General features: G+C 55.8%; 16 protein-coding genes and 2 pseudogenes. 8 read left to right on the top strand and 10 right to left on the bottom strand.

The features are described from left to right. Both B4I46_RS19975 and B4I46_RS19970 read right to left on the bottom strand, forming a co-directional pair. Nucleotides 1-253 (bottom strand): annotated as a pseudogene (locus tag B4I46_RS19975) (hypothetical protein); the annotation flags it as partial. A gap of 305 nt (nucleotides 254-558) precedes the next feature. Continuing rightward, nucleotides 559-978, bottom strand: coding sequence for an XdhC family protein (locus B4I46_RS19970; RefSeq protein ID WP_376787180.1), 420 nt, complete (start codon nucleotides 976-978; stop codon nucleotides 559-561). Between the two features lie 1222 nt (nucleotides 979-2200). Here B4I46_RS19970 and B4I46_RS19965 point away from each other — a divergent pair. Beyond that, the gene (locus tag B4I46_RS19965; protein WP_286901493.1) at nucleotides 2201-2743 is read left to right on the top strand and encodes a hypothetical protein; all 543 of its coding nucleotides are present in this window, start codon (nucleotides 2201-2203) and stop codon (nucleotides 2741-2743) included. A gap of 29 nt (nucleotides 2744-2772) precedes the next feature. Here the strand turns inward: B4I46_RS19965 and B4I46_RS19960 are convergent, their stop codons facing one another. Beyond that, nucleotides 2773-3192: a helix-turn-helix domain-containing protein gene (locus tag B4I46_RS19960; RefSeq protein WP_286901492.1), complete on the bottom strand. Its 420-nt coding sequence runs from the start codon at nucleotides 3190-3192 to the stop codon at nucleotides 2773-2775. Between the two features lie 229 nt (nucleotides 3193-3421). On the opposite strand from B4I46_RS19960, the gene B4I46_RS19955 reads away from it, so the two are divergent. Then, on the top strand, nucleotides 3422-3649 hold the full coding sequence (locus B4I46_RS19955; protein ID WP_286901491.1) for a hypothetical protein: 228 nt from the start codon (nucleotides 3422-3424) through the stop codon (nucleotides 3647-3649). On the opposite strand, the gene B4I46_RS19950 is transcribed toward B4I46_RS19955, so the two are convergent. Beyond that, nucleotides 3646-4593: a site-specific integrase gene (locus tag B4I46_RS19950; RefSeq protein WP_286901489.1), complete on the bottom strand. Its 948-nt coding sequence runs from the start codon at nucleotides 4591-4593 to the stop codon at nucleotides 3646-3648. The two genes, B4I46_RS19955 and B4I46_RS19950, sit on opposite strands and share 4 nt — an antisense overlap. 180 nt (nucleotides 4594-4773) lie before the next feature. Here B4I46_RS19950 and B4I46_RS19945 point away from each other — a divergent pair, with 180 nt between their 5' ends. Both B4I46_RS19945 and B4I46_RS19940 read left to right on the top strand, forming a co-directional pair. After that, entirely contained in the window at nucleotides 4774-5790 is a 1017-nt protein-coding gene (locus tag B4I46_RS19945; RefSeq protein ID WP_286901488.1) for a DNA-binding protein, read from the top strand. A gap of 207 nt (nucleotides 5791-5997) precedes the next feature. After that, on the top strand, nucleotides 5998-6210 hold the full coding sequence (locus B4I46_RS19940; protein WP_286901486.1) for an AbrB/MazE/SpoVT family DNA-binding domain-containing protein: 213 nt from the start codon (nucleotides 5998-6000) through the stop codon (nucleotides 6208-6210). A 493-nt stretch (nucleotides 6211-6703) separates the two neighbouring features. Here the strand turns inward: B4I46_RS19940 and B4I46_RS19935 are convergent, their stop codons facing one another. The 3 genes from B4I46_RS19935 to B4I46_RS19925 are packed head-to-tail and all read right to left on the bottom strand — an operon-like array spanning nucleotide 6704 to nucleotide 13117. Then, nucleotides 6704-9034 carry an RNaseH domain-containing protein gene (locus tag B4I46_RS19935; protein WP_286901485.1) on the bottom strand — a complete coding sequence of 777 codons (2331 nt, stop codon included), beginning with the start codon at nucleotides 9032-9034 and terminating at the stop codon, nucleotides 6704-6706. Continuing rightward, nucleotides 8973-12089: a hypothetical protein gene (locus B4I46_RS19930; protein WP_286901484.1), complete on the bottom strand. Its 3117-nt coding sequence runs from the start codon at nucleotides 12087-12089 to the stop codon at nucleotides 8973-8975. The genes B4I46_RS19935 and B4I46_RS19930 overlap by 62 nt, the downstream gene beginning before the upstream one ends. Continuing rightward, nucleotides 12077-13117, bottom strand: a complete 1041-nt coding sequence (locus B4I46_RS19925; protein ID WP_286901483.1) for a hypothetical protein — start codon at nucleotides 13115-13117, stop codon at nucleotides 12077-12079. The genes B4I46_RS19930 and B4I46_RS19925 overlap by 13 nt, the downstream gene beginning before the upstream one ends. Before the next feature lie 428 nt (nucleotides 13118-13545). On the opposite strand from B4I46_RS19925, the gene B4I46_RS19920 reads away from it, so the two are divergent. From B4I46_RS19920 to B4I46_RS19905, 4 genes and pseudogenes are all read left to right on the top strand, one after another. Continuing rightward, nucleotides 13546-16266, top strand: a complete 2721-nt coding sequence (locus B4I46_RS19920; protein WP_286901482.1) for an ATP-binding protein — start codon at nucleotides 13546-13548, stop codon at nucleotides 16264-16266. Between the two features lie 907 nt (nucleotides 16267-17173). Beyond that, nucleotides 17174-17857 carry a metallophosphoesterase family protein gene (locus tag B4I46_RS19915; protein WP_286901480.1) on the top strand — a complete coding sequence of 228 codons (684 nt, stop codon included), beginning with the start codon at nucleotides 17174-17176 and terminating at the stop codon, nucleotides 17855-17857. Between the two features lie 337 nt (nucleotides 17858-18194). After that, nucleotides 18195-18467, top strand: a pseudogene (locus B4I46_RS19910) (nitroreductase family protein); the annotation flags it as partial. A 110-nt stretch (nucleotides 18468-18577) separates the two neighbouring features. Next, nucleotides 18578-19429 (top strand): HNH endonuclease signature motif containing protein, encoded by an 852-nt coding sequence (locus B4I46_RS19905; protein ID WP_286901479.1) that lies wholly within the window; start codon nucleotides 18578-18580, stop codon nucleotides 19427-19429. Between the two features lie 123 nt (nucleotides 19430-19552). Here the strand turns inward: B4I46_RS19905 and B4I46_RS19900 are convergent, their stop codons facing one another. Genes B4I46_RS19900 through B4I46_RS19890 form a run of 3 tightly spaced genes read right to left on the bottom strand, consistent with a single transcriptional unit; the run spans nucleotide 19553 to nucleotide 22942 of the window. Beyond that, nucleotides 19553-21334 (bottom strand): DEAD/DEAH box helicase, encoded by a 1782-nt coding sequence (locus B4I46_RS19900; RefSeq protein WP_286901477.1) that lies wholly within the window; start codon nucleotides 21332-21334, stop codon nucleotides 19553-19555. Between the two features lies 1 nt (nucleotide 21335). Then, nucleotides 21336-21737 carry a hypothetical protein gene (locus tag B4I46_RS19895; protein ID WP_286901475.1) on the bottom strand — a complete coding sequence of 134 codons (402 nt, stop codon included), beginning with the start codon at nucleotides 21735-21737 and terminating at the stop codon, nucleotides 21336-21338. Beyond that, nucleotides 21734-22942, bottom strand: coding sequence for a hypothetical protein (locus tag B4I46_RS19890; RefSeq protein WP_286901473.1), 1209 nt, complete (start codon nucleotides 22940-22942; stop codon nucleotides 21734-21736). Before B4I46_RS19890 ends, B4I46_RS19895 begins: the two co-directional genes overlap by 4 nt. Nucleotides 22943-22949 lie beyond the last annotated feature (7 nt).

The following is a 22949-nucleotide window of genomic DNA, read 5'->3' as shown; positions in this document are numbered from 1 at the left end:
AGCCGCCTTCTGCGACCTTGAATCCAGGAGTGCGATCCGAACCGCCTTCCGCGACCTTGAATCCAGGAGTGCGATCCGAGCCACCTTCAGCGACCTTGAAGCCTGGGGTGCGATCCGAACCATCTTCGGCGATGGTTTGTTGATGCGCAGCGGTTGGAGCAGCGAAGCGTGCGTCCTGCTGGCTCGTTACAGCGAATGCGGTAGCGCTCAAAACGAAGGTAGCGGCAGCGATCATTTGGCTAACAGTTTTCATGGCGATGACTCCGGTCTAATCGAGGATTTGAGGCCGGGTCGTTCAGATCAGCGTCATCTGGTTAACCCGGTGCAGGTGTGTTTCTGCATGGGTTCAGACTACGGCTGGGGCCGCCGCCGAGGTTAGTCGAGTACTGCTCTCGATTTGCCTGATTCTGTTTGTCCGCGCTTAGAGCTGCTGATCCTCCAATCACGCAGCGGATGGCACCCTTTATACAGTGAGCGATTGCTACTGAGGCTCACGCACTGACCCAGTGCGGCCATAGCACCACCTCAAAAACATCCACCTAAACGCTTGATTTTTCGTCAATAGAGAGGTGCTAAAAAGTGCGTTGTAGCTGCCAAATCGACGTGGCTAGGATCGCCACTGACCGGGGGCTGTTCGGCCCGGATCCGCTCCAGCAGGATATGCACTGTGCCATTGCAGCCCAGCCCAAAAGCCAGCTCCTCTTCCTCTCCAGCATCATCTCCTGGAATCCCTGTCCTGTAGGTACGAATCACCGGCTGCCCTTGCTCCGTTAACCACCAGGCCTTTCTGGCCAAGTCGCTTTCGAGGCATCCTCCGCTGACAGTGCCTACGGGATTACCGAACTGAGGGATAAGCATGCGTGCGCCGGGGCGTCGGTAGGCTGAACCTTCAACTTTTACGACAGTGGCCAGCACCGCCTCCTGGTGCAGCGTGCCTAGCTCATCCAGAGCGTTCAGAAACTCATCAATATCACTCATGGATTGCCCCGTCTTGGTCTTGCTGCATAACAGGTTAGTCCTGTGTCAGCGCATATCCACGAAATCTTGACCGGGACTGTTTTCCAAATGCTTCGGGCTTTTTGTGGCAGGTGAGGCTTTACAGCCCTGGGCGCTTCTTCGTGCAAATATTAGATGCGGAATTTGCTCATCAAATGCTGTAAGCGCTTGGCTTGCTGATCAAGGTCAACGCGCCCCTCACACTCGAAGCTAGTGATCAAGCTCGATTTCTCCTGCGTTGTATGCAGCTAGACCACCAAATGAGTTGGTCGCGTCCACGTAGCGGCGGTAGTCGTTCGCTGTGCGAGCCAGGCTAACAGCCCAGAGAAAGCTTTCTCCGGGAACTGTAAGGTACAAATCTAGAAGGGCAGCTCTGTTTGCCCTGCAGTTGGCTTGGAGGATCGATGCTGCATCCTGACTGGAGATGTAGGTACTTCGGGAGCGGGTATCAATGCCTTAAAGCCATGCACGCCTCCACCGCGGGCCAGTTCGCGTAGCTCAACCCCTAACTTGTCGACTAGCGATGCCGCCGGCTCACCGGTTTCATCACTAACCGTCAAAGCGAGCAGAGCCAGGGAGGAGAGCTCAAGCCGTTCGCTCAGTTGCAGCGCTGCTCTGAATCAGGCGGGGTAGGGGGCGGGCTGGATTGGCTGATTTTTCGTTTCAACCTCTCAACCACTACAAATACGTCGTCTGCAGGATCGGGACGCTGACTCACATAGCTGTTAAGCGCAAGGGCTGTGAACGCAGCTTCCACGGCCTTTTCTTTCGGGTTTCGGTCGATAAATGACTTCACGAGTTGCGGATCCTCTTGGTGCAAGCGTGTTAGCAGAGCACAATGCGGCAACCTTGGAAAGACCGCATCCCCGAAGCTATCTGGCACTCCAATGTCCGCGAAACGTTCTCATTGTGGCACCCCCGAGTGAGCCTCATGTCTTTCGTTCCTGGGGCGGGCGATCCTGGGAACCTGATTGCTACCGGTCAATCAGACGTGGTGGGTATTAGCCGGTATTTAAGCGGCAGAAATCGGTCACCACTACGACACGTTCGCAATTCCCTGAGAGCTGGCCGCTCTCAGGGGGCCGTAGATTGCCGGCAAAGCACTCATCCTGCCGTAACGATGGCCTCCGCGTATCCTCCAGGCAATGGCAATCAAGCGGCAGATCAAGCCTCTACAGCTTGCTGCGGCACAAAGGGAAAGAAGATGGCGAAATACTGCATTCTGGAACACAAGCATCGCTACTCAGCATGGGCTGCCAGCCGTGCAGCGAGTACGAAGACCTGCCGGTTTGATGTCAATACAGGCAAGCGCATCATCGAGGTCGTTGGACTACACCATCTCTTATTAAATGCGGACTTGCTACCTTCCAGCACAGAGATGGACGCCTCCCATAAACTCTGGTGCGAGACCGCTATCGAAGCAGCAACTGCCCATGGCCTCACGGGATTTGGTCATGGAGTGGCCGCAAAGCTAATCAACGTCTACTTGAAAGGGGCCTTCGTATGCGGCGGCCTGGAGATGCATGAGCGTGTGGTTGAGCTCCATCCACCGATCGACAGCTTACTGCTTGATGAGCTGTACAAGAACGATGTGGGAGGGCGCAAAAAGACCTGGGCGCTCGCTCGGAAACGCCGGTGGTCAAAATTCGATGCGGATCAATACCAAGAGGTAATCGGCAGCATTCGTCTCGCGATGAATGGTCGACCGCTTTGGCAAATTGAAGAGCACTGGCGCGGCTATCAGTGATAAGCGCCTTACAGCGACCTAGGGCAAGCTCAAAGGGGCAACTCCACTTGACCGGCCTCAGCAGCTTTTGCGAGACGACCGGTGGGTTGGCCAGGGGCTCGTATCGAGCTAGGTTGGCGATGGGGGAGCTCTGGGACAGCCGTCAGCGCTTTTAGTCCAGGCAACCCACCATCTTTCGCCAGCGCACGGATTTCATCATGCAGCTTTGCGACCAGCCTGACGGCGGGCTCTCCAGTCTCTTCGCTCACCGTCAAGGCAAGGAGTGCCAAGGGAGAGAGTTCAAGCCGTTCGCTGAGCTGCTCCAGCTTGTCCAGGGTGATACTGGATTTGCCGCTTTCCAGCTTGGAAAGGTATGTCCTACTGGTTGTGTCTGCAAAATCACGCTGTGTTATGTGTCGCTTGATGCGCAGTGCACGCAATACGACGGCAAATGACGATTTCAGTGCCATGAGGCTTCCCTCGCTTCGAGACAACTCTTACGCATCATTTTTTGCCTGAGGCCTGACACTCACTGGCTGCTTTAGCGTCTTGTCGACGAGGCAGAGGTGACGCCAGATCCCAGTCAACGGCCAAGCATTCTGATCTCTGCCCGACAGGGTACTGTTGAAATATACAGTGTATGAATTTATCCTGCGAGGAGAACATTTGTACTCCATTCACTTTTGGGGCTCATGGCGTATGCATGACCACATCGAAGACAAGCCGATAGAACCGTTTTTCAGTCGCGAGGAGCTCCTGGAGCAACGCTGCGACTTCCTCGAAAGCGAGCTTGCGGAGCTTGGGGACGAACTGAAGGCGAGCCGTGAGAAAATTTCGACATTGGTAGTCATGTGGTCAGGCGTGACCGCAGAGCTGCGAGCGGCTGAAGAGGAGTTGGTCAAAATGAAGTCTCTGCCTCAAATCTAACGATCACGGCCGATCTCGCCGGCGCTGGTGGCCGCCAGGCCACCGAAAGAATTGCTCGCATCAACGTACCTCAGTGCAGACTTCATGTCCTTCCAGCCGACATAGCTCATCAGACCTTTAATATCCCAGCCATTCGCAGATGCCCAGGTCGCAAAGCCGCGCCGCATTGAGTGACTGCTATAGGCCTGGGCAGGTATCCCAGCGTCTTCTAGGATGCGCCTGAGCAGAGGAATGAAGCTGCTCGCCTTGAGCCCGCTTTCAGAGAGATTCCCCCATCGATCGAGCTTTCGGAAGACAGGGCCCTTGGAAGCACCAGCTACGGTGATCCAGTTGATATATGCCTCGACCGGGCACAGCTTCTTGAGGGCAGGAGTGTGGAATGTAGCGCCTTGGTGTGTGCGATCCGCTTTGGTGTACGGCAGGTAAAAAGTGATGCCAATGCCAGCCTCTGCCTGCGTATCCTCGATCTGAAGGCGAGCGAGTTCGTCACTTCGGAAGCCACGCCAAAACCCGATGAGTAACAAAGCTGCATCGCGCCGGCACCTCATCAATGATCGATAGTCTCCAGATTCGATCGCTTCACCCGCCTTGCTATTCAGCCAGTTGACCGCCTTCTCAAGGTGGCGAAGCTGAAGAGGGGCAGCCTGCTTCTGTTTGGCGGGGTGCACCACGCGTATGCCCTTGAGCATCTGCCGCACATGGGGAGCCTTGGTCGGGTCGGGAAAGCCCTGACTGATATGCCATTGGGCGAGCGCAGCCAGGCGCTGGCGCAGGGTGCTGAGCGCCAGCGAGTCCGCGTACTCCGCAAGATAGCGAACGATTCCTTCCGCCGTCGCCGGCAGAAAGCCTCCCCACGTCACCTCGAAATGCTCGATGGCTGCCCGATAGCTTTTGCGGGTGTTTTCACGTGTACCTGCCGTGAGATACCGCTGCGCCTTGTCCATCTGCCTTTTCCTGCCATTCGTACGTGCTCTGGACACGATTCTGAGGCATTTTGAGCGCTAAGAACACATAACACTCCATTATTTACTCTTTTTATTACTATTTTTCTGGAGCAAGAAATGGCTTAATATGGGATGTAAATACATGACATGTAACGCGGTACGAAATCGTAGGAGATGGGCATGGCTCGCGGTGGTATTAACAAAGCTCTTGTGCAGAAAGCGCGTAGCGCGCTGCTGGCGCGCGGCCTTAACCCGAGCATCGACGCCGTGCGGGTTGAGCTCGGGAATACCGGCTCCAAAACCACGATTTCCCGGTATCTGCAGGAGCTGGAGGCTGCAGATCCACGCCCTCAGTCCGACCCGACGCGACTGAGCGATGAACTCACCGGCTTTGTCGCTCAGCTGAAGAAGCGACTACTGGAAGAGAGCAATGCTGTGCTGGTTGAGGAGCGCATCTCACATCAACAGAGCGTGGATGCGCTTAATAGGCAGATCGAGGTTCTTGAAGATGAGCTCAAGAAGGCTCAGCAAGAGACCGCAAGCCGCGATGCCGTGCTGTTAAGCCAGGCAGAGGAGCTGAAGACTTCGCAGTCATCGTTACAGGCGGAGCTCAACCGCAATGCGCGTATCAGCCAAAGCTGTGCTGACTTCGAGTTGCGTGTGCAGGAGAAGGAGGAGCTAGTGCGATCGCTGGAGGAGAAGCATGCACATGCTCGTGATGCCATGGAGCACTATCGCAATGCGATCAAGGAGCAACGCGAACAAGATCAGCGTCGTCACGAAACACAGCTTCAGCAGTTGCAGCACGAATCGCTGCAACTCCAACAAACCTTGATGGTGCGCCAGGATGAGCAATCTCGGCTCATTCGTGACAACGAACGATTGCTGGGAGAGGCAAGGCAGAACAACAAGCTTTTACACCAGACTCAGGACTCCCTGAGGCGCCTGGAAGGTGATCTGGGCGTCGCAAACATGGCTGCTGCCCGAGCTGAGGGCGCGAAGGAGATGCTTCAGGAGCACTTGGTGCTCGCGCGCAGAGAGGCGGAGACTGCCAACGCCCATGTCATTCAGCTTCAAGCGACTTCAGCGGAGCTGGCCCAGCAGCTTGCAGAAGCCAAGCAAGCCATGTCGCTCAGCGAAAGCCCCGAACTAGCTGGTGAAGGGGAAACCGATGCGAGGCATGATGAAATCAGCTAGCGCCTGGTAGCGAGTCTACGCAAGTTGAACTGCAGATGAAGCTTGACCGCCTTAGGCAACGCGGGCGACAGGAGCATCAGACAAAGGTAAGCGTCTGGCGAATACACCTTCAGAATCCCCAGATTATGCCCCCTGCCTAGGCAGGTCGAATGATAAGCTTCAGATATCAATTCAGTGCACCAGCAGCGTCTGGAGTGAGGGTGTTTAATGACTAAATCAGTGCGGACGACTGTAACGTGCCAGGATCCAGGCGACGGCAGCGGGGACGTTATCATTGATCTCCCGCCAGATGTCCTTGCAGCAATGAGCGTCGGTATCGGTGATTTGCTGAGCATCGAATTGGTTAACGGCGCGATAGTGCTCAAACCTATTCGCGATACAGATACCAAACATGCCGGTAGTGAAGCCGCTGCGGGCTGATTTCGATAGAGCGGCATCCATTTGCGGATAACGTTGGCATTGATGCCGTGGCTGATGGCGACACTGGACACGGTTGCGCCAGGTTGCAGGCATTCCTGAACGACTTGAGCTTTGAATGGTTTCGGAAAGAGTTTCGTTAGCGCATGGAGATCCTGGCGATAAGGGTGATCGCGCCCGCTTAAAAATACGCGGACACCATCGCCCTTAATGCTGGAGTCCGGAAGGTGAGTTCGCCGGACGTTTACAGACAAAGGGCGATTTCTGGAGAGCAGGGAGCCTTCTGAGCAGCCCCTGGGACGAGCCACAAATTCCAGGCGTAGGAGTACCTGCAAATCGCCACCGCAGGCGCCCTTAACCAAGACTGTATTCCTGCCCGCTCAAGCCCATCGGCATAGCGGTAGGTCGAATGCGTCAAACCAGATAATTCCGATAAGACACGGACGAGGCGCACGCGACTCCCAAGGCCTTCAGTAGACACTACATGCCTGTGTAACTAGCGCCGGCGCTCCACGACGGGGTGATCAAGCGCTATCTGCTTGGCTGCATGCATGGGCGAAGGGAAACGGGTATGTCCGTCCCACAAAGGGGCATTTTTGCACCACAGCCCGATTTGTCTGGCGATCGCATCTGAGGTGGCGAAATTGCCTTCGTGAATCGTGACCATTTCTGTCACGCCCAATTGCTGCCAAGGATCCTTGAGCTTGGATCCATGGATATCGTACCGGGTGTTCTTACGCTGAGACTTCACTCGGTTGTAGTGCTTGGTGTAAGAGACAAAGTAATTCAAGCGGTCATGATCTTCAGCCTGGAACACTCCGAGCCGGGTGCCGATGTACTTGGCAGCATCGGGTGAGTCGGTATGGTCGCCAGACATTTGGGCTGTCTGGTCGTCTGCCCGGATACGCACAAGGAATGCGTCGGCAGGGACGTTTGGCAAGCCTTCTCCTGGGCCATCGTTCAAGCCGGGATAAAGCCGCTTGAGTGTCGCACTCACTGCGACGAGCAGAGGCGCACCCGCTACGGGTGTTGGGGCAAGTAGTGCTTTAGCGACGAGTTGTTGCGCCTCCTGTTTCGTCATGAGCTTCGCAGTGGCATGTATTCGGCAGAGCCCCTCACGGTAACTGAACCATTTTGGGACACCGTCGTTGTCCTTATCTGGCCAGTACACTTCCAGATGCCTGTCGCCCACCCGGGTACGGGTGATCACAGGCAAGTACTTTGCTGGACTGGGCGTACGGATCTCGACGAAATAGGTGCTGAGCACGGTCATCTCATCAGGAATTCCAGGAGAGCGTGCGAGAGGCGAAGGGACGAAACCACCACCCCTTAGCGCATCGATGAGACCATTTATAGCGGGATAGTCCGTCGACTCGATACCCTCCGGTTCTTCAGTGTCTTCGTCCTCGGTGATGTGCATGATGAACTGGGTGGGGATGCCATGCTGTGCGCACAACGTTCGGAGAATGTGCTTGGGGTCGGCATCCTGCTTGCGTGTCGCTTCTGCCGACGTCTCGATGATGGCCACATCCGGCATGAGCGTTTGCAGCCGTGGAAGCAGATGTTGGTGGAACCAGACCTCAACGTCGTTGGCCATCGTGGATGTGCACAGTGCCTGCAGCGCACCAGGGCAGGCGATTTGCGTGAGCTCAACCGAAGGGACTGCCAGCTCCGCGAACACTTTGCTGACTTCTCCAAGGCGCTCATAGGCGTAAAGCACCCGGCTCATCGTGTCGGTATGGGCGGTCACGACCGCCACTTTCATCACGGGATGCGGCTCGAACGAACGAGATGGCTTAACCGCTCGCAACTGAGCTGCAACCCGATTGGCCAGCATAGGGCGGGTGCCCGGTACCGTATGGAGCAAATGGAAGCAGGCCTGATCCAGGAACAACGGCCCTGTGCCTTTGCCAACCGGCCATCCAGCGGGCACATGCGTATGGATCGGCCGCAGGAGGCTATCAACAGGAATGGAATCACCGCCCAGGGGCGGAAATGCCTCAAACCCCATCTGCTCCAGCAAGCGCGGAGCATCAGACGTGTATACGGTAGGGAAGTGATCGTCCTTCTTAGGGAGGATATGAATTGGCAGCTTGGATACGCCCGTCGAAGTGCGCAGCCAGGCCGACTTCGTGGGGTGTCGCCATTGGGGCAACAGATGGCTCAAGTGAACGTTGATTGCGATGTAGGGAAGGGGGCGTCGGTTCACAAGTAACAGTTGTGCATTTACTGCATGCATGGCCCACGCGGCTCGTGAGCGGTATTGATAGGTGATTGGCCGCTCCCAGGCCAAAAGCGTGGCGTCAGTGCTGAGTATGAGGTCGAGCGGGATGGAGGACTGCATTGGTGCTGCAGCCATAGCCTGGGTGACCATCCATGGGATAACGGCGTAGGCTGGAGCTGCTTGGCGATCGGGGCCAATCAGGGATCCTGCATAGAGCTCAGTCGCTTCAGAAGGTACCAGGCGTTTATAGGCTTCACGATCCAGACTTTTCGCGTTGTCGAACAGGCCGGAAGACCATACCTGGATCGCCTCGCAGATCCGATGATATTCAAGCGGGCGGAGAAGTGCGATCGCAGGGATGTCGGGCCGGTCATCCGCATACGGGTTTACCCAGGCAGGGCCACCAGACATCACGGCCAGCATACTTTCCAAGGTGCGAGTCGATGGGGTTTTGTCGGGTGTGAAACTCCTCAAAGTACGCCACGCTTGGCGGTACTCAGGCGTTGACATCAGTTGGTAGACCGGCGCAAGTAGCTCCGGGTCAAAATGGAACAGATTCGTCCGAAGCTGCATGCTCATCACGCCTATGTCGAGGTTGTGCAATGTACAAGTTCATCGCTTCCACAAGCCCAGCATGGTGACGGGAGAAGGCCTCCCACTTCCCGTCATGCTTGAGCTTGCGTATCGTCTCTTGAAGCAAATCAGCCCAGGTTCTGCTGTTGTCAAAGAAAGCGGCGTCCGCTAGGTAGCATGTGACGTTGGTACCGCCCCGTCTTGCGCGGCCCACGAACTGGGTGAGCATCACCAAGACATTCATGACTGTGTAATAGCGAATCTCCTCTGGTTGCTGGCTGAAGGTTGGCCGGGATAGCCGGATCTCGTTCAACACCCGGTTCGAGAGTGTCCTTTCCTGAATGAGGATCACGCCTGGCCGGTCACCTGGAACGATTCGCTGCCCGATCGTGTAGCCAACGTGCGCAAGGTTGTTAGCCGGCTGATCTGAGGAAGGCATGGGTCGCACGCATACGACCACGGCGCCGAAGGCCGATTTCCCATCGTTGTTGACTATGTTGTGACCCCGCGCCATGGGGTAGATCGAGCTGACCAAGATATCTATGTGCGCATAGGGGCCTCTGGCGAAATCAACTAGGTCGTCGTAAGTCATCTTCTGGTGGCTCGGTAGCCTGGTCTGCTTGTCTTCCTTCTTGCCGCTGCGGGCCCAGGCGACAACGCGCTGTCGGTCAGCAATCTCGTGGAGGGTGGAGGCCAGCTCTTCGGCTTCATCATGGCTCCCCGTCACCAAAAGCAGGCGTGCGCGGCCTTTAGTTTTAGGGTCAAGCTTGAGGCCGGCCAATTTCGCGTCGACCCAAGGCCACAATTCTTGGCCGAGGCGTCGTACATTTCTCAGCCGCTCATGAAGCTGAGAGCCCGAAACTGCCACCGTGACATTGACGTCCTCAAATCGAATATTTCCAGTTTCATCTGGCACATCAATGAGGTTTTTTGCGTCGAGATCAAAGCAGCTGGCACCTGGAAAGAACGCGGTAGCCGAAAAGCCTATGAACGTTCGCGGCACGCCGGCGAATATCTCGGATGTCAGGTTGGGCAAGTACTGCAACGTCCTGTGGGGATCTCCTCGCAAGGCCACCACTTGCAGTGTCCAGCTAGAAGGGCCGGATTGCTTGCGCTTGAAACCGTAGACCACCCGTTGCAACGGCCCAAACGGGGTGGGGCTGAATGGGGTTGACCCGGACATTTCTTGCTGGACGGTCATAGCATGGCTGAGCTTTGCCCTGGCCAACAGGGGAACATCAACATGCAAGGTGCGCAGGCTATCTTCGATGTAATGCAGGCTCGCGCGCAGGATCAATGCCGACTTGAGCCGCAGCACACCATCATCGTTCAGTGACTTCGCTAGGAGCTTACGGGTTACTAGGTGCTGGATCAGCGCACCAATGTCGTAGGCAATGGAGTCCGGGCTTGGTTCTGCATCGTTCCTGGAAAAGTAACGGAGCAAATCTGGCATCTCTTTGAGTGCCGCCGGGACAGGACGATCTCCAAAACCACAAATGCTGTCGACGTCATCGGGATCGATTCCCAGCGTTGATGCGATGAAGGCATCATCGGCGCGCTCCCAGGTTGTTTCCCTGTACGGCCACTCGACGTTCTCGCGGGTGAGCATCAGCAGACGGGTTGTGTTCAGGATGCACGCCGTTGCAGCCCGCTGCGCGCGGAACACCGTCGCATCGTCCAACTCAGGGATGCTATCGCGGTGAAAGATCTCCATGTTTAGTGAGGCCAGTGCGCTTTTTTCGCCCTGATTGCTCAGCGATAGCCCAAACACGCTGGTGTCAATGGCGCTTTGTAGAAGCCCGTCGATTTCGTCGATCAGAAACAGAGGAGAGGTTCGAAGTAGCAGTTCAAGGATACTGCGTGTGCCGCTGGCGCATCCCTGGAGAGGAATGCGTGTGGTACTGGAGATTAGTGCGTGGTGGTTCACCACAACGATGTTTGCGTGTAACGCTTGGTCAAGCATGGTTTGCTTGCCGCATCGGTTTAAAAATGGGCACTGGGCTAGCCGTTTGGATGTTTCCCGACCATCATCCCCTGGGATCCCAGGAATCACCAAGTTGAAGCAAGGCTCTTCGTCGCGCTTTGACTTCTTCTCGTCCGTAGCAAATACGTCCAACAGGCAGCGGTAGTCGTAGGGGTGATCATCCCTGTCATGGTTGAGGTAGTGCTGACCTTGCTTGGCGATTTGAAGTTGCGAGTGCAGAGGAGCAATCACCAGCCCAGGAGCTACAACAGCAGCGGCAGCTTTCAGCGCTTCCACCATATTTCGCACATCGGTCAGTGTGGGCACCGCGATCACTACCCGCTGTCCGTTGATGGCAGTGTGAAGGGTCATCAACCCCATGACCACGGTCTTTCCCGAACCTGTTGGTGCGTTAACGCGGTAAAACGTCCCCGAGTCGGCGGTTACCGAATCAGCCTGCTGAACGATCTTGCGCAGCGATTCACGATGAAGGTGGTGTAGGCCTGAGCCTGGGTTTTGTTGGGCTGCTTCATCAAGCCTTGTGGCTAGTTCATAAAGCGACATGCGCTCCCACTCCATGACCGGTGCGGCGGGTGCATCCTGGAACTCCAGAGGCTCTGGATTGGGATCGAAGGCTTCCCGAAACGCTTCCGGGATGATGAACCGTCTGAAGCCATGGTTTTGAGGTGCCCTTAGTTCAATCGGGCCTGAATCTGGTAGCGAAACTTTAGTGGGGGCAGGTAGAGGGCGACTGATCAGGGCCTCCAACTCGGCAATCATGCCGTCCAGATCGATGCCGTCTTTCACAAAAAAGGTATCTGTCTCGCGGAGGCGCAAAGGACTTTCGATGTCAGGCGAGGCCTGTAGCGGTGAGCGAGGTGCAAGGAGCACCTTAGATGCTAAGGCAATGAAGCGTCCGGTGTGTGCGAGCGCACTGGGCCTGTGCTTGATCAGTGCAATGAAGGGCGCGCGTTCCTCGGGTGTAAGGGTATCCCATTTGTTCCAGACATAATGGCGGCCGGACGTGAATGTCACGGCATCCATGAGCGTCGGGGTAGGGCCGAGGTGCTTGGCTGTCAGGGCGAGACACAGTCGTGTCGCTGTTAGGCTCAGCGTTGGCATAATTTCGATGCCTTCCGGATGCACTGGGTCTGCGTCATTACAATCACATGCTTCGGACAAGCTTCCCTGAGCGACTGGAGATGCGAAGCCTGGTAGTCAGGTATGACGATCCAAAGCGGCCGCGCTGGTAAGTTCGCAAGATGATCACAGAGCAGGGTGGATGACGCCCATACCTTGGCGTCGATCTCGATCTCTTCAGATCCTACGACAAAGCGAATGTCTGCCTTGTCGACCCCTGGCCACAACGTTGGTTGTAGGCCCAGCTTTGTGAGGCGCTGGAGTAGGTTGAGCTCAAGCAGCCCTGGTACCAGTGTGAACTTCCATAACCCGGTCTTGAGTCGGTAGTTGTTATCGACCGAACGCGGTTCGACTACCCTTGTGGATCTAGCGCTGACCAGACCCGCATCACGCCATTCGAAAGAACCGACGTGATGCCAGCACCACTGCGCACCACAACGCACGTGCTGCTGATCGAGGCGCATCGGCCAACCGCAGGAAGGACACAGGTAGATCTGGCCATCGAGCTGACTGTGGAGTGGAATTGGCTCGAAAAGCGCGGTGAAACCAACGCCAATAGGCACAAGAAAGTCGAGGCTCTGATCGATGTCGGCCATGCCATGCTCGACCATGAATCGGCGAATGACCGGATACTCCTGTTCACCCTGCTCGCGGTTTCGGCAGAGGTCACGTATCTGCAGCATGATGGCTTGGACTTGTTCCCAGCCCTTGGCCGGATCGAGCTCCATCAAAATTTCATCACAGAGCAGGCTAGCGGCTCCGCCGGTTTGCAGCATTCCTGTAAAGCCTGCCCGGGCCTCCTCGTTCAGCCAGTGCTCAAGTGGGAAGTGCATGATGTAGCGCTTGAGGGTGGTCAGGGGCAGCGGGGCAACGTCAGGCTTCATGTACCAGAGCAACGCACTCGCCTCGTCCAGCAGCCCTGCATACTCCAGATCGGTGGTCTGAGTAGACTGGGCCGCCTTGACGATGACGCCTAGCAGGCGTTGTACGACTGCGTGGTCTGGTTCCATAGCTCTGTCCAGGCAAGCGCCAGGGCAGGCGCTTGCAGGTAGCTCATGTAGCGAGGCGAAGCCTCTGGGTTCGATCAATATTAGGCCAAATACCCATGGCGCGACCTGTGAAGCGAGCGATGGTACCTGCAGGCGGCGCCAAGCTTCCGGGCTACTGATTAGGGCGTAGGCTGCGTGCAGCAAACTTTTCCCTACCTACTGAGCGGTACACGATGCTGGCAGACATGGTGATCCGAGGTCGACCGGTTAGACGCTAACAATGCGGTGATCCGGCCTAGTGTTCCTCAGTGATGCCAGATAGCATTTCGTTCGAGTCGCCTGGAATGCTCTGGGTCGACCTCGCCAAGCGTAATCACTCGCGCTGAAGTCCTGTGTCAGCGCTCCGTACGCCCGCCAGCTCAGGGTGATTTTTGAGGAAGATGGGTAAGATGGATCCCTACAAGCGCGCTCATTATGTCAGCAGGCTCTCCAGTGAAATTGGCTGTATAGGCCCAACCTTCGAGGCTTTCGGGGGGCTCGTGCTGAATCTGGCTTTGAATGTCCCCGTTAACACTCAAGGGATCAATCTAAAAGGATTTGCTGTCCCTGGTGTGGTTGATGGAGTTTCACCAGACGGCTTCTATGCGGCAGAGTACTCGGCTCTGGATAAGTACTTCGCGTCGCCCATGGTCAAAGCACAGTCGGATGTGCGCCATGCACTCACAAAAGCCCCACACGCCAAAGAGATCTACTTGCTCGCTGGCGCCAACAAAGCCCCTCAGATCTCGCAGGCCTTTGAAACCTCTGTGCTGGGCTGGCCTGAAATGGCCGGTCGCTCCCTCAAAGTCTTAGGAGCGGCCGAAATTGCCGCCGTGATCATCGATCACGCTCTGGACAGTGAGGAGGCAGTACACAGGCTTAGCCATTACCTTCCGTCTCTGGCAAGATTCTCCGAGGAAGAAGCCGCACAGGCGCTTGTGCCTCAGCCAGACCCACTTCGGATCCCTAGGCCAGAAGTTGACGGCTTGCTCGATGACCTCTTTCAGGCGCACAGGTGCGTAGTTTTAGCAGGCCTGGGAGGGAGTGGTAAATCCGATGCGGCGGCCGCTTATGCGCACCGTAACAGGCAAAATTACCAAACGGTACTTTGGCTTTCAGGAAGCGATATCGGAAGGGTGGAGGATCTCCAAGCCGTATCTATCACACGGATGGGAGAAATGTGGAACGTAGCTGGGCTGCTAAAAAGTCGTCCATGCTTGGTCATCATTGATGATGCCAACGATACGCTTGATCCAAAACTCCTTTCATCGCTGTGCGGCCCGGATTCCCACGTGCTGCTGACACGCAGAGCGGTTACAGCCAGCGCTCATGAAATTCCCCTGATGTCCGAATCCGATGCGCACCAATTGCTAACGCGCAACGTAACAGACTGTCCTTCACTGACATGGGACAAGATATGGCAGTCTGTAGGGGGACATCCCCTTACCATCAGCCTGCTAAACGCGGCGGTTTGTGAGGGCGCGACCTGGGCTGAGATCGAGCTGGATTGCCAAATGCCAGGCGCACTCGAATCAGATGGTCACGCCTTGGCAGAGCGGCTTCTCGGTCGGTTACGCAGTGCCTCTGAACTGGGGCTTGCGGTCTTTGAGTGGGCGGGCGTTCCTCAAGTGGACGCAAAGCTCGTGATGACGCTTTCCGCTCCCGGACAGGTAAGGACATTGCGAAAGTATGGCCTTACTGCTCCGACCAGGCCGGGACTCTTGAGGCTGCACGATATTGTGTACGCTAGCCTCGCTGGCCAACACTGGTGGACTCAGTCCAATCGAGAGCAGATCACCAACAAGTTCGACGACTACATGGGGGCTGCGGCACTCCGCACCGATCTTGCGTTTTGGTCTGCAGCACTCAGCCTACGCGCCAAGATTGAGCGACTGGTTGAGGACGGCGACTGCCGGCCTGCTTTCATCTACTCCATGCTCTCTACGTGGGCACCTTCGAAGGTGCGACCAGAGCTATTGGGAAATCCGTTGCAGGATGCTGAGCTACTCAGCAAAGGCGTCAAGAAGGCTTCACCTATCGCAACGATGGCTTTGATGGAGACGGTCGAGAAGCTATATCTTCACGACAAGAATACTTCGCTGAGCCATGCAAAGCAGATGCTTGATCAACGGTTCGAGGTCTTTGATAAGCTGGCCATTGCGAAAGGGCTGACCATCAAGCAGCAATCAGAAATCCAGCACCACAAGGCAAAAGCCCTGGTACGGCTGAGCCGCGTGGCTGAGGCACTGGCCATTTTCGATAAAGTGAAAGCAGGGCCTCATCCTCTGCCGGAAACTGAAATACAGATCATGCGCCTGCTCAAAAATGGGGATTTAGCTGATCAGGAACGTGCAGCCGATATCGCCAAGAAGATTTTGACTGACGCAGACGCCAGTGGACTGGTCTCACACTCAGTATTTTTTGCAGCGGTTGAGCTGGCTACCTGGCTGCGCCGGTCTGACTTGATCATGCCGCATGAGGCTCTTATCACGCGGATGCTCGTTGAGACCGCAGAACTGGGGATCTCCCAAGCTCTTCAGACGATGTCTTCCGTATGCAGATTTCTCTCCAAAGAAGCTCCGGAGTTTCTAATCCGGCTGGTTACAGCAATTCCTGCTCACGTGATCGATGATCTACCCCTTCCGGGGGATAGATTTGCCTGGGCTGACACTCAATTAGAGGTGTCACGCATCGCGGTCGACTCTGCGGAGTCACAGAGAGCAGAATCTCTCCGCCTCTTCGAGTCACTCCCGCCTAACAGCTTTCACAGTCAACGCCACGCTGAACTGCTGCTTCTGATGCGAAGACCACAAGAAGCCAAGGACTTGCTGATACTTCGTCACGACTTGGATACTAACCCCTTTGCACAGCGGCTCATGGCGCTCGCTGAATATCAGATAGGGAATTTTGATGCTGCTTTGGAGTGGATTGACCGAGCATTCAGTAATCTGAAGCCTAACCAGTCGAAGTACCGCTACGAATTCCACGAGCATCGTTTCGACATTCTGGCCAGTATCCCCTGCGCGCTTGCGGTGCCCGAGATTGAAGCCGCGATCGAATCGAGTGCCGCCGGTAGGGAGCGTGAACGCTTGAAGAGTCGGTTAGCCGAGTACCTGATGAGCATCAATTGACCACGACCGCCCACTGAGCTCATCAGTCCTTATTTCCTGGTGGGACGGCTTACTCCCATCAGCCCAAGGTGCAGGGCTTGCCGCACTGTCAGTAGGGACTGATCCAAGAGTAGTAACACCACCAGACTATCTGGCTCATGGCTGCGAGGGTCTTGCTGACTGGACGTTTGATTATGTCCAGGGCGGAGCAGGAACTTAGATCACCAAAGTGCCTTTGTAGGTTCGGGCAGCGGAAGCGATGCCGGTCTGAAAATCAAGTATTCTGCTCCCAACCGGTTCGTTGCTTGGAGACGCCCCTTGAGGCCAGATATTCCCAGGGTTCTAACTGACAAAGAGTTCGTGGACATGATGCAAGAATTCAAATTGGCAGGGCAATGGATGCAAGAGCAGCTGGCGCTGAGTCGTGCAGCTCAGAGCGCTGCAGGCCCGGAGCAGGGCAGTAATAGTCCTTTGGAACGACAGGATGCCCCGTCGGTTATCCATCCCTTGACCGACCTGCAAAGGTAGATCGGCGGCTGCCCCAGCAGGCAGTACTGCACCACGAAGCGTACTCGACCGCTGGCGAAGCGAGGTTGAGTGAGAGCTCGCCATCGACCTGGTAGGTAGCCGTGGTTTTTTGCGTCGTGTACGGTAACTATTCCTTCGATCACGCTACGCCGTAACCAGGTCATTTTTTGGGAGACCAGTGGATAAGAAGGAATGGACGCCGACGCCGGGCAAGGCTTGCCATCGACAGTCGACCTTTAGCTGAAACTGAACGGCTGCGCCTTGAGGCAGACCATCTCTACCAGACAGTGGTCGACTACCAGCTTCACAAATCCGGTGCCTTGGGCGAGTCGCTCTATTAGTCCGGCTTCACTGTGCCGGTGCGGCATCATCATTGGCTACGATTGCATGAGGGAAACGAGTGATTTGGTTTTTGGGTGATGTTCATGGGCGCTTTGATCATGTGATCAGGCTGGTGAAGCTTCACCGTCCCGAAGCAGTCGTCTTCCTAGGTGACCTCGAATGCAGCTTGCCCCTGGATATGATCCTGCGCCCGATCCTCGACATCACTGAGATCTGGTTCATTCACGGCAACCATGAAAGCGATCGTCCGGACTACTGGCATAACCTCCATGGCTGCGGCCTCGCTGATCGCAGCCTGCATGGCAGGGTAGTGGAGATTGCTGGCCATCGTATAGCGGGACTCGGTGGCACGTTTGAGTCGCAAGCCTGGCTACCAGGCAGCCGTGATACCGGCATCCAAAATTACGGGGACTTTCTCGAATGCCTCGCGCTCAGACCTCAGCACGAAGACATCGTAGCAACGAAGAAGCAGCACGCGCTTTCTGCAATCTACCCGGACGACTACTTCTCTCTTGCGATGGAGAAGGCGGACATTTTGGTTTGTCACGAGGCTCCGAGCTGCCACCCGCACGGCTTTTCAGAGATCGATGAGCTCGCCCAGGGAATTGGCGCAAGGATGGTCGTGCATGGACATCATCATGATTGCCTAGATTACAGGTCAGAATGGACAAAGCTGGGGTTCGAGGCTCATGGCGTGGCGTTCAGATCCATCATGGCCATCGATGGCTCGATCATTACCTGATAAGTTGATAATGGCGCTGGCGCTATGTAACCAGATTTCATGTTGCACCAACGAGTGGTGTACGTTGACCATCCTGACTCACCTAACGGAATGGCCCAAGCTTGATCAATTCGGAGAGCAGCGGATGCGAAGGAAAGGACGCCGGCAGAGAGCTCGAACTGGGATCGCAAGGCTGATCACCAAGATCGAACGCCTGGAATCGAACAGAGTAGGGAAGCACAGTCTCCGGCTCCGACTGTGGGGACGCATGACTGGCCTAGCGCGTAGCATAGGTCTGGCGCTGATTGGCGTTAGGCTCGTTGACCAAGCCCAGCGAGGACGTTGAAGTGTCCGGGCGTTCACTGATCAACCCTTGCCTGACGGCACGATCGAGACCCTGGTCGCAGCTGCCCAGTCCGCATCGACATCTTCCAATCTCCAGGTCTGGAGTGTCGTCGCCGTTCAAGATGTCGATCGCAAGAAGCGCCTGTCCGGCAATCAGGCCTATATCCATCAAGCCCCACTGTTCCTGGTGTGGCTTGCAGACCTGTCTCGGGTTTCGCGCATAGCGGAGCAGGCTGGGGTTGAGCTGGAAGCACTACCGTACCTGGAAAGCTTGCCTGGAGCTTGAAGCCCGACGATTCTGAACGGTCACGCAACCGAAGGTACCGCCTGTATAATTTCGTCTTCGAGATATTGAATTACCACTACACTGGTACCAAAAGGGGTTGCGTTCTACACATGAACACCTCAAAGCAGGAAGCGGGACTGGGAGTTGGCGTTTGGAAACGGCTTGCGGACGAACCGAAGGTTTATCACGCAGGCGATACGACTGTATTCGTGCCTGTGGGTCGATACTCGACCTTCCCCGGCTGGTGCTTTCTCCCCTGGAAAGGCTTCGCCGGGGCCTATAAGTGGGGCTACAAGGCCCGCTCTGAAATCAGCGACTACTTCTCAGCTCTGATTGGGATACAAGAAGCCACTCTGGCTAATGAGAGAGAGATTTTCATCGTTGGCAAGGTGGGGGCGGAAGAGCCTGAAACTCAGGCAAGAGCACGATGGCGAGATGGCAGCAGCCGTCCAAACCAATTGATGGCTGTGCGAGGGTGGCTCGAAGTCAGCGTCGAGGAGCTCGAAGGCCTGGGTCAGGCTCACGCCAAAGGCAAGGTGTTGAATCTTCGGGCAACGGGGTTAGCAGGATTTGGTGCTGGCAATAACTTCACTGAGCGTTCGACACGCGCCCGAAACTTCCAAGCTTCATTCAGTCTGGCTGCTTACGCGCTTTGGGGGCGACGCTGCGCCATTTCGGGTTCTACCCTGGCACTGGAGGCGGCACACCTCAAGCCGGTGTCGGATTGCGAGGATGATGATCCAGCCCTGACTGATCCCTATAACAGCATCCTTCTGACAGCATCTTTGCACCGACTGATGGATGCAGGCATCTTTGGCTTCAGTCCAAGCGGCAAGGTGGTTGTCGACTCTGAGTTGAGCATTGAGGAAAGAGAAATTCATCAACTGGACGTCGAGCGCAGCGTCAATTTCCATACTGAAGCAAAGAAGTATGCCAAGTATCGTTTAAAGCGCGTGCGCTAGGCGTTAGAGCGTCCGGACAGCGCCCTGATTGGACGCTGTTCCTGTTCCCAGACCTCTTTAGCTCTCCGAGGTGACGATCCCGACCACGCAGGGCCGGGAGCGCCAAGATCCAGCTTCGGTTGATCACCCAGCCTTGGAAAGTACCGGCCTCCCTGCAAGTGCTGTCAGTGCCGGAAGCCTCTTACTTCTGATGTAGTCGATGCTACCTACCAGATAGACACAGTCACGTGCCCTTGAGATGGCGACGTTCATGCGACGATCATCTGCATAGAACGTTGCGGGCCCGACTGTTCGCACAAACGAAAAGAACACTACGTCAGCTTGTCGGCCCTGAAATGCATCCACGGTATCCACTTCAATCGTCAGGTGCTGGGCGAAGTCGAGGCTACCCAACGCGCGGCGGAGCTGCTTGCATTGGGCCCGATAGGGCGTGATGACCGCCACGCTCAAGCGCCTTTTCTGATCAAAGAACACCTCACGTTGTTCATCGGTGCTGAATGCCCCTTCGCCTAACTCCGCGGCTTTCGCCTCACGAATCTGCTCGTGCATGAGCGCCAGACGATCAACGATGATCTGGATCTCGCGGTTATTGATCAGCGTTTTCCGATCATTCCCGCGTTCAGGAGGAACGTTGTAGTTCCTGGAGTCATAGGTCAACCAGGCGAAATGCTCGAACAGACCGTTGCCTTTGGTACGACTGTGATCGAGCCCATTGTTATAGAAATGCTGAGAGATGAAGGTGCCGATCTCTGGCAGCATTCTGTATTGCTTGAGCAAGGTGCCTTTCATCCTGGCTGGAAAATTGTCAAAAATTCTCTCGATGACGCCGTCTCTGATCAGCTTTTCTTGGGCTCCTCCAAGCTCGGAAAGCGCTTCGGACTCTTCTTGGCAGAAGGTTGGCGGCAGCTGTTTGTGATCGCCGACCAGGACGCACTTGCGAGCGACAATCAGTGCCATCAACCACTCGGGCATCGTGGCTTTGGAGCACTCATCGACAATGGCCAGATCGAACATGCCGCTGTCCTTGTCCATGAAGTGGTCAATCTGATTGCAGGTCACACCAATAATCTGATGACGATCAGCCAGGTTGCGAACCAGCCAGCGAGGCAGGTCGTCTGACCCATCATCTTTCTTGCGCCCCCGATCCAGCTTATGCCACAGCCGCTCGGTCAGCAGTGGCGCTGCCGTCAGCGCCTGACGCCATACTGCATCTGCCCGATCGAACGCTTGCACCTCACTGGCCTTGGGGTTCTCCAGGGTCGCTACCATGAAGCGCGGGTATCGCATCACCATGGCCAACTCCGTGTCGGACAAGTGTTCTGTCAAACGATCCAGTGCGTTGTCGACCGCGACGTGGGTTTCTGAAGTGATCAGGATCCGTGCATCGGGCTTACTTTGCAGCGTCTGAAGGATGATCTCAACGATTGCGGTTGTTTTGCCGGTACCAGGCGGGCCCTGCAAGAAGAAGATGTCCTCGCAAGCGAGTGCTTTCTGGATCTGGGAGTAGGCATAGGCGTCCTTGAGATAGCAGGGCTGCACGGGTGAAGTCGCATGAATGGCCATCGAGGCAGACAACCCCATCTCGGCGATCTCAAGCGCAGCCTGAGACTTTTCACTCGTGCCGCTCGACGTGTCCCTTGTAGCACTTTCGTCCCCCGGTGCAAGGTAATACTTGGCCAGAATGATGTTATGGGCGACGTTGCAATTGGCCCCACAGCGGAACCTGACAAGGTACTTGATTTGCCGCTCATACTTTTTGCGGGTTTTCTGGTCATCTGTCATCTCGACGAGCTTGACCAGGTACTCTAACCAGTCGTCGATGTGATCAATCAAGTCCACAGAGGCAGGGAGCGAAGCGGGCAGGGTATCAAGATTGCCGTGATCGAACGGTTCTTTGGAAGTCATATCAGATCACCTCGACTTTTGGTCTGAGGAGCGACAAGGCGCCCGAAGGATTCTGCACTCCAATGCCCTGCAGAATTTTGCAGAGCAGAGGGTCGTTGCGTTGCAACTGTTCGGCCTCTAAGGGCAGCTCCAGTGCTTGACCGGCTGCAAGTGCCTCAACTATGCGCATGTCAGTGTCGATGCTGAGTGTGCTCATGTTGAGGTGAGCCATGCCAGCTGCGAGTAGCTTGTCCAATCCGAGCACAAGGCGGTTGACCGAAAACTGCGGTAACGCTGCGAGGATTGCGTCGTTGGTGTTGTAACCCAGTTCCACGGCCTCACAGATTGCGACGTAGCACTCTTTTGAGTGCGGGGTCTGCCATTGAAAGCTGAGTCTCACTTGAGGGGATTTCAAAGCGCTCACTTATGCCTCCGTGCACTTGGGCGTACCGCCTTGGTCGCCAGACCAATCGCTGGCCAGTAGATTTCAGCGTCGTCACGGGCGAGCAGGCCGAAGACCTGCTCGATGGTCTTGGACGGATGAAGGTCATTGATCCAGTCCATGAGCTTGTTGATCTCATCGCGACGCAGAACAAAGACCTGCCGTGCGGCGTAGAGCGTGTTCTGATGCTCACGGGCAACATTAAGCTCTTCAAAAATGCCCGACCGTTCTGCTTTGGCTGCGTCGAGGGATGAGTACTCTTGATCCTGGTACGCCCGATCAATACGCGATTGAACGTTTTTCCTGCGGTTGTTGAGGTGGGACGTTGTGTTTTTAGCATGCTCCCAATCAGGTTTCGTGTCTGAGAGCACCTGCTTGATCTCTCTCAAATTGCCACCGTGAGGCATTTGGGACAACCACTCGTTGGCCAGGGGCGACTCGCTTTGAGAGAACTGAAAGTAGTTTTCGAATACCTCTTGGAGGGCTCGAAATTTCGCGCCGCAGGACTCATTGATTCGCTGCACCTGTTGCCTGGCTTGGCGATGCTGCTCTCGGGCCTGCTCCATGTCCACTTTGAGTGCTAAGGCGGATGTTCGAAGCTCACGCAGCTGCTTTCTGAGCTGCCTTTGGTAGCTATCAATGCGCTGTAGATCTTCGTCGTACGCTTGGGCATCACCCTTGGCGTCCTTCATGAAATGTTTCGTGTGCTTGCTGATTTCCGGCGTCATGACACGTGGGGGGCGCTCTGCGACTATCGCTTGCCAATCGCGTCGCTCAGTTTTGCGTGAAAGCCGGACAATCTCGCTTGTGAGTTCGCCCAGATAGACAATCGTGGAGTCGACGACGTGACGTTTGTCTCTCTCAAGCTTCCAGCGCTGCTCGCTGATGTCCTTGCGCAGCCAGGCCTCGATGCAAAGGAACATAGCGGGTGCCAGTTCCTTGAGCTGTGCGATGTAGTTCGTGGTTTCGCCGATGTGATCGGTGAGCAGCTCCATGTACTTATTGAGCTCCTCCTCGCGCAGCTTGGCGAGCTGTTGGATTTCGAGTTTGTACGCATCCGCTTGGGCTTGGACACGGGCTTGGCTGGCGGCAGCCTGGCGCTCGTATTCATTGATCATGCACTGCGTTTGCTGGCGATGCTTCTCAAGGTTTCGGCTTGTAAAGAAATGGACAAGTCGCTTGAACATTTTGTGC

This window comes from Pseudomonas sp. UBA7500 (genome assembly GCF_002478435.1).
GTDB classification, from domain to species: Bacteria; Pseudomonadota; Gammaproteobacteria; order Pseudomonadales; family Pseudomonadaceae; genus Aquipseudomonas; species Aquipseudomonas palmensis.
Note: the sequence above shows the minus strand (reverse complement) of the source record. Positions and strands in the feature narration are given on the sequence as shown.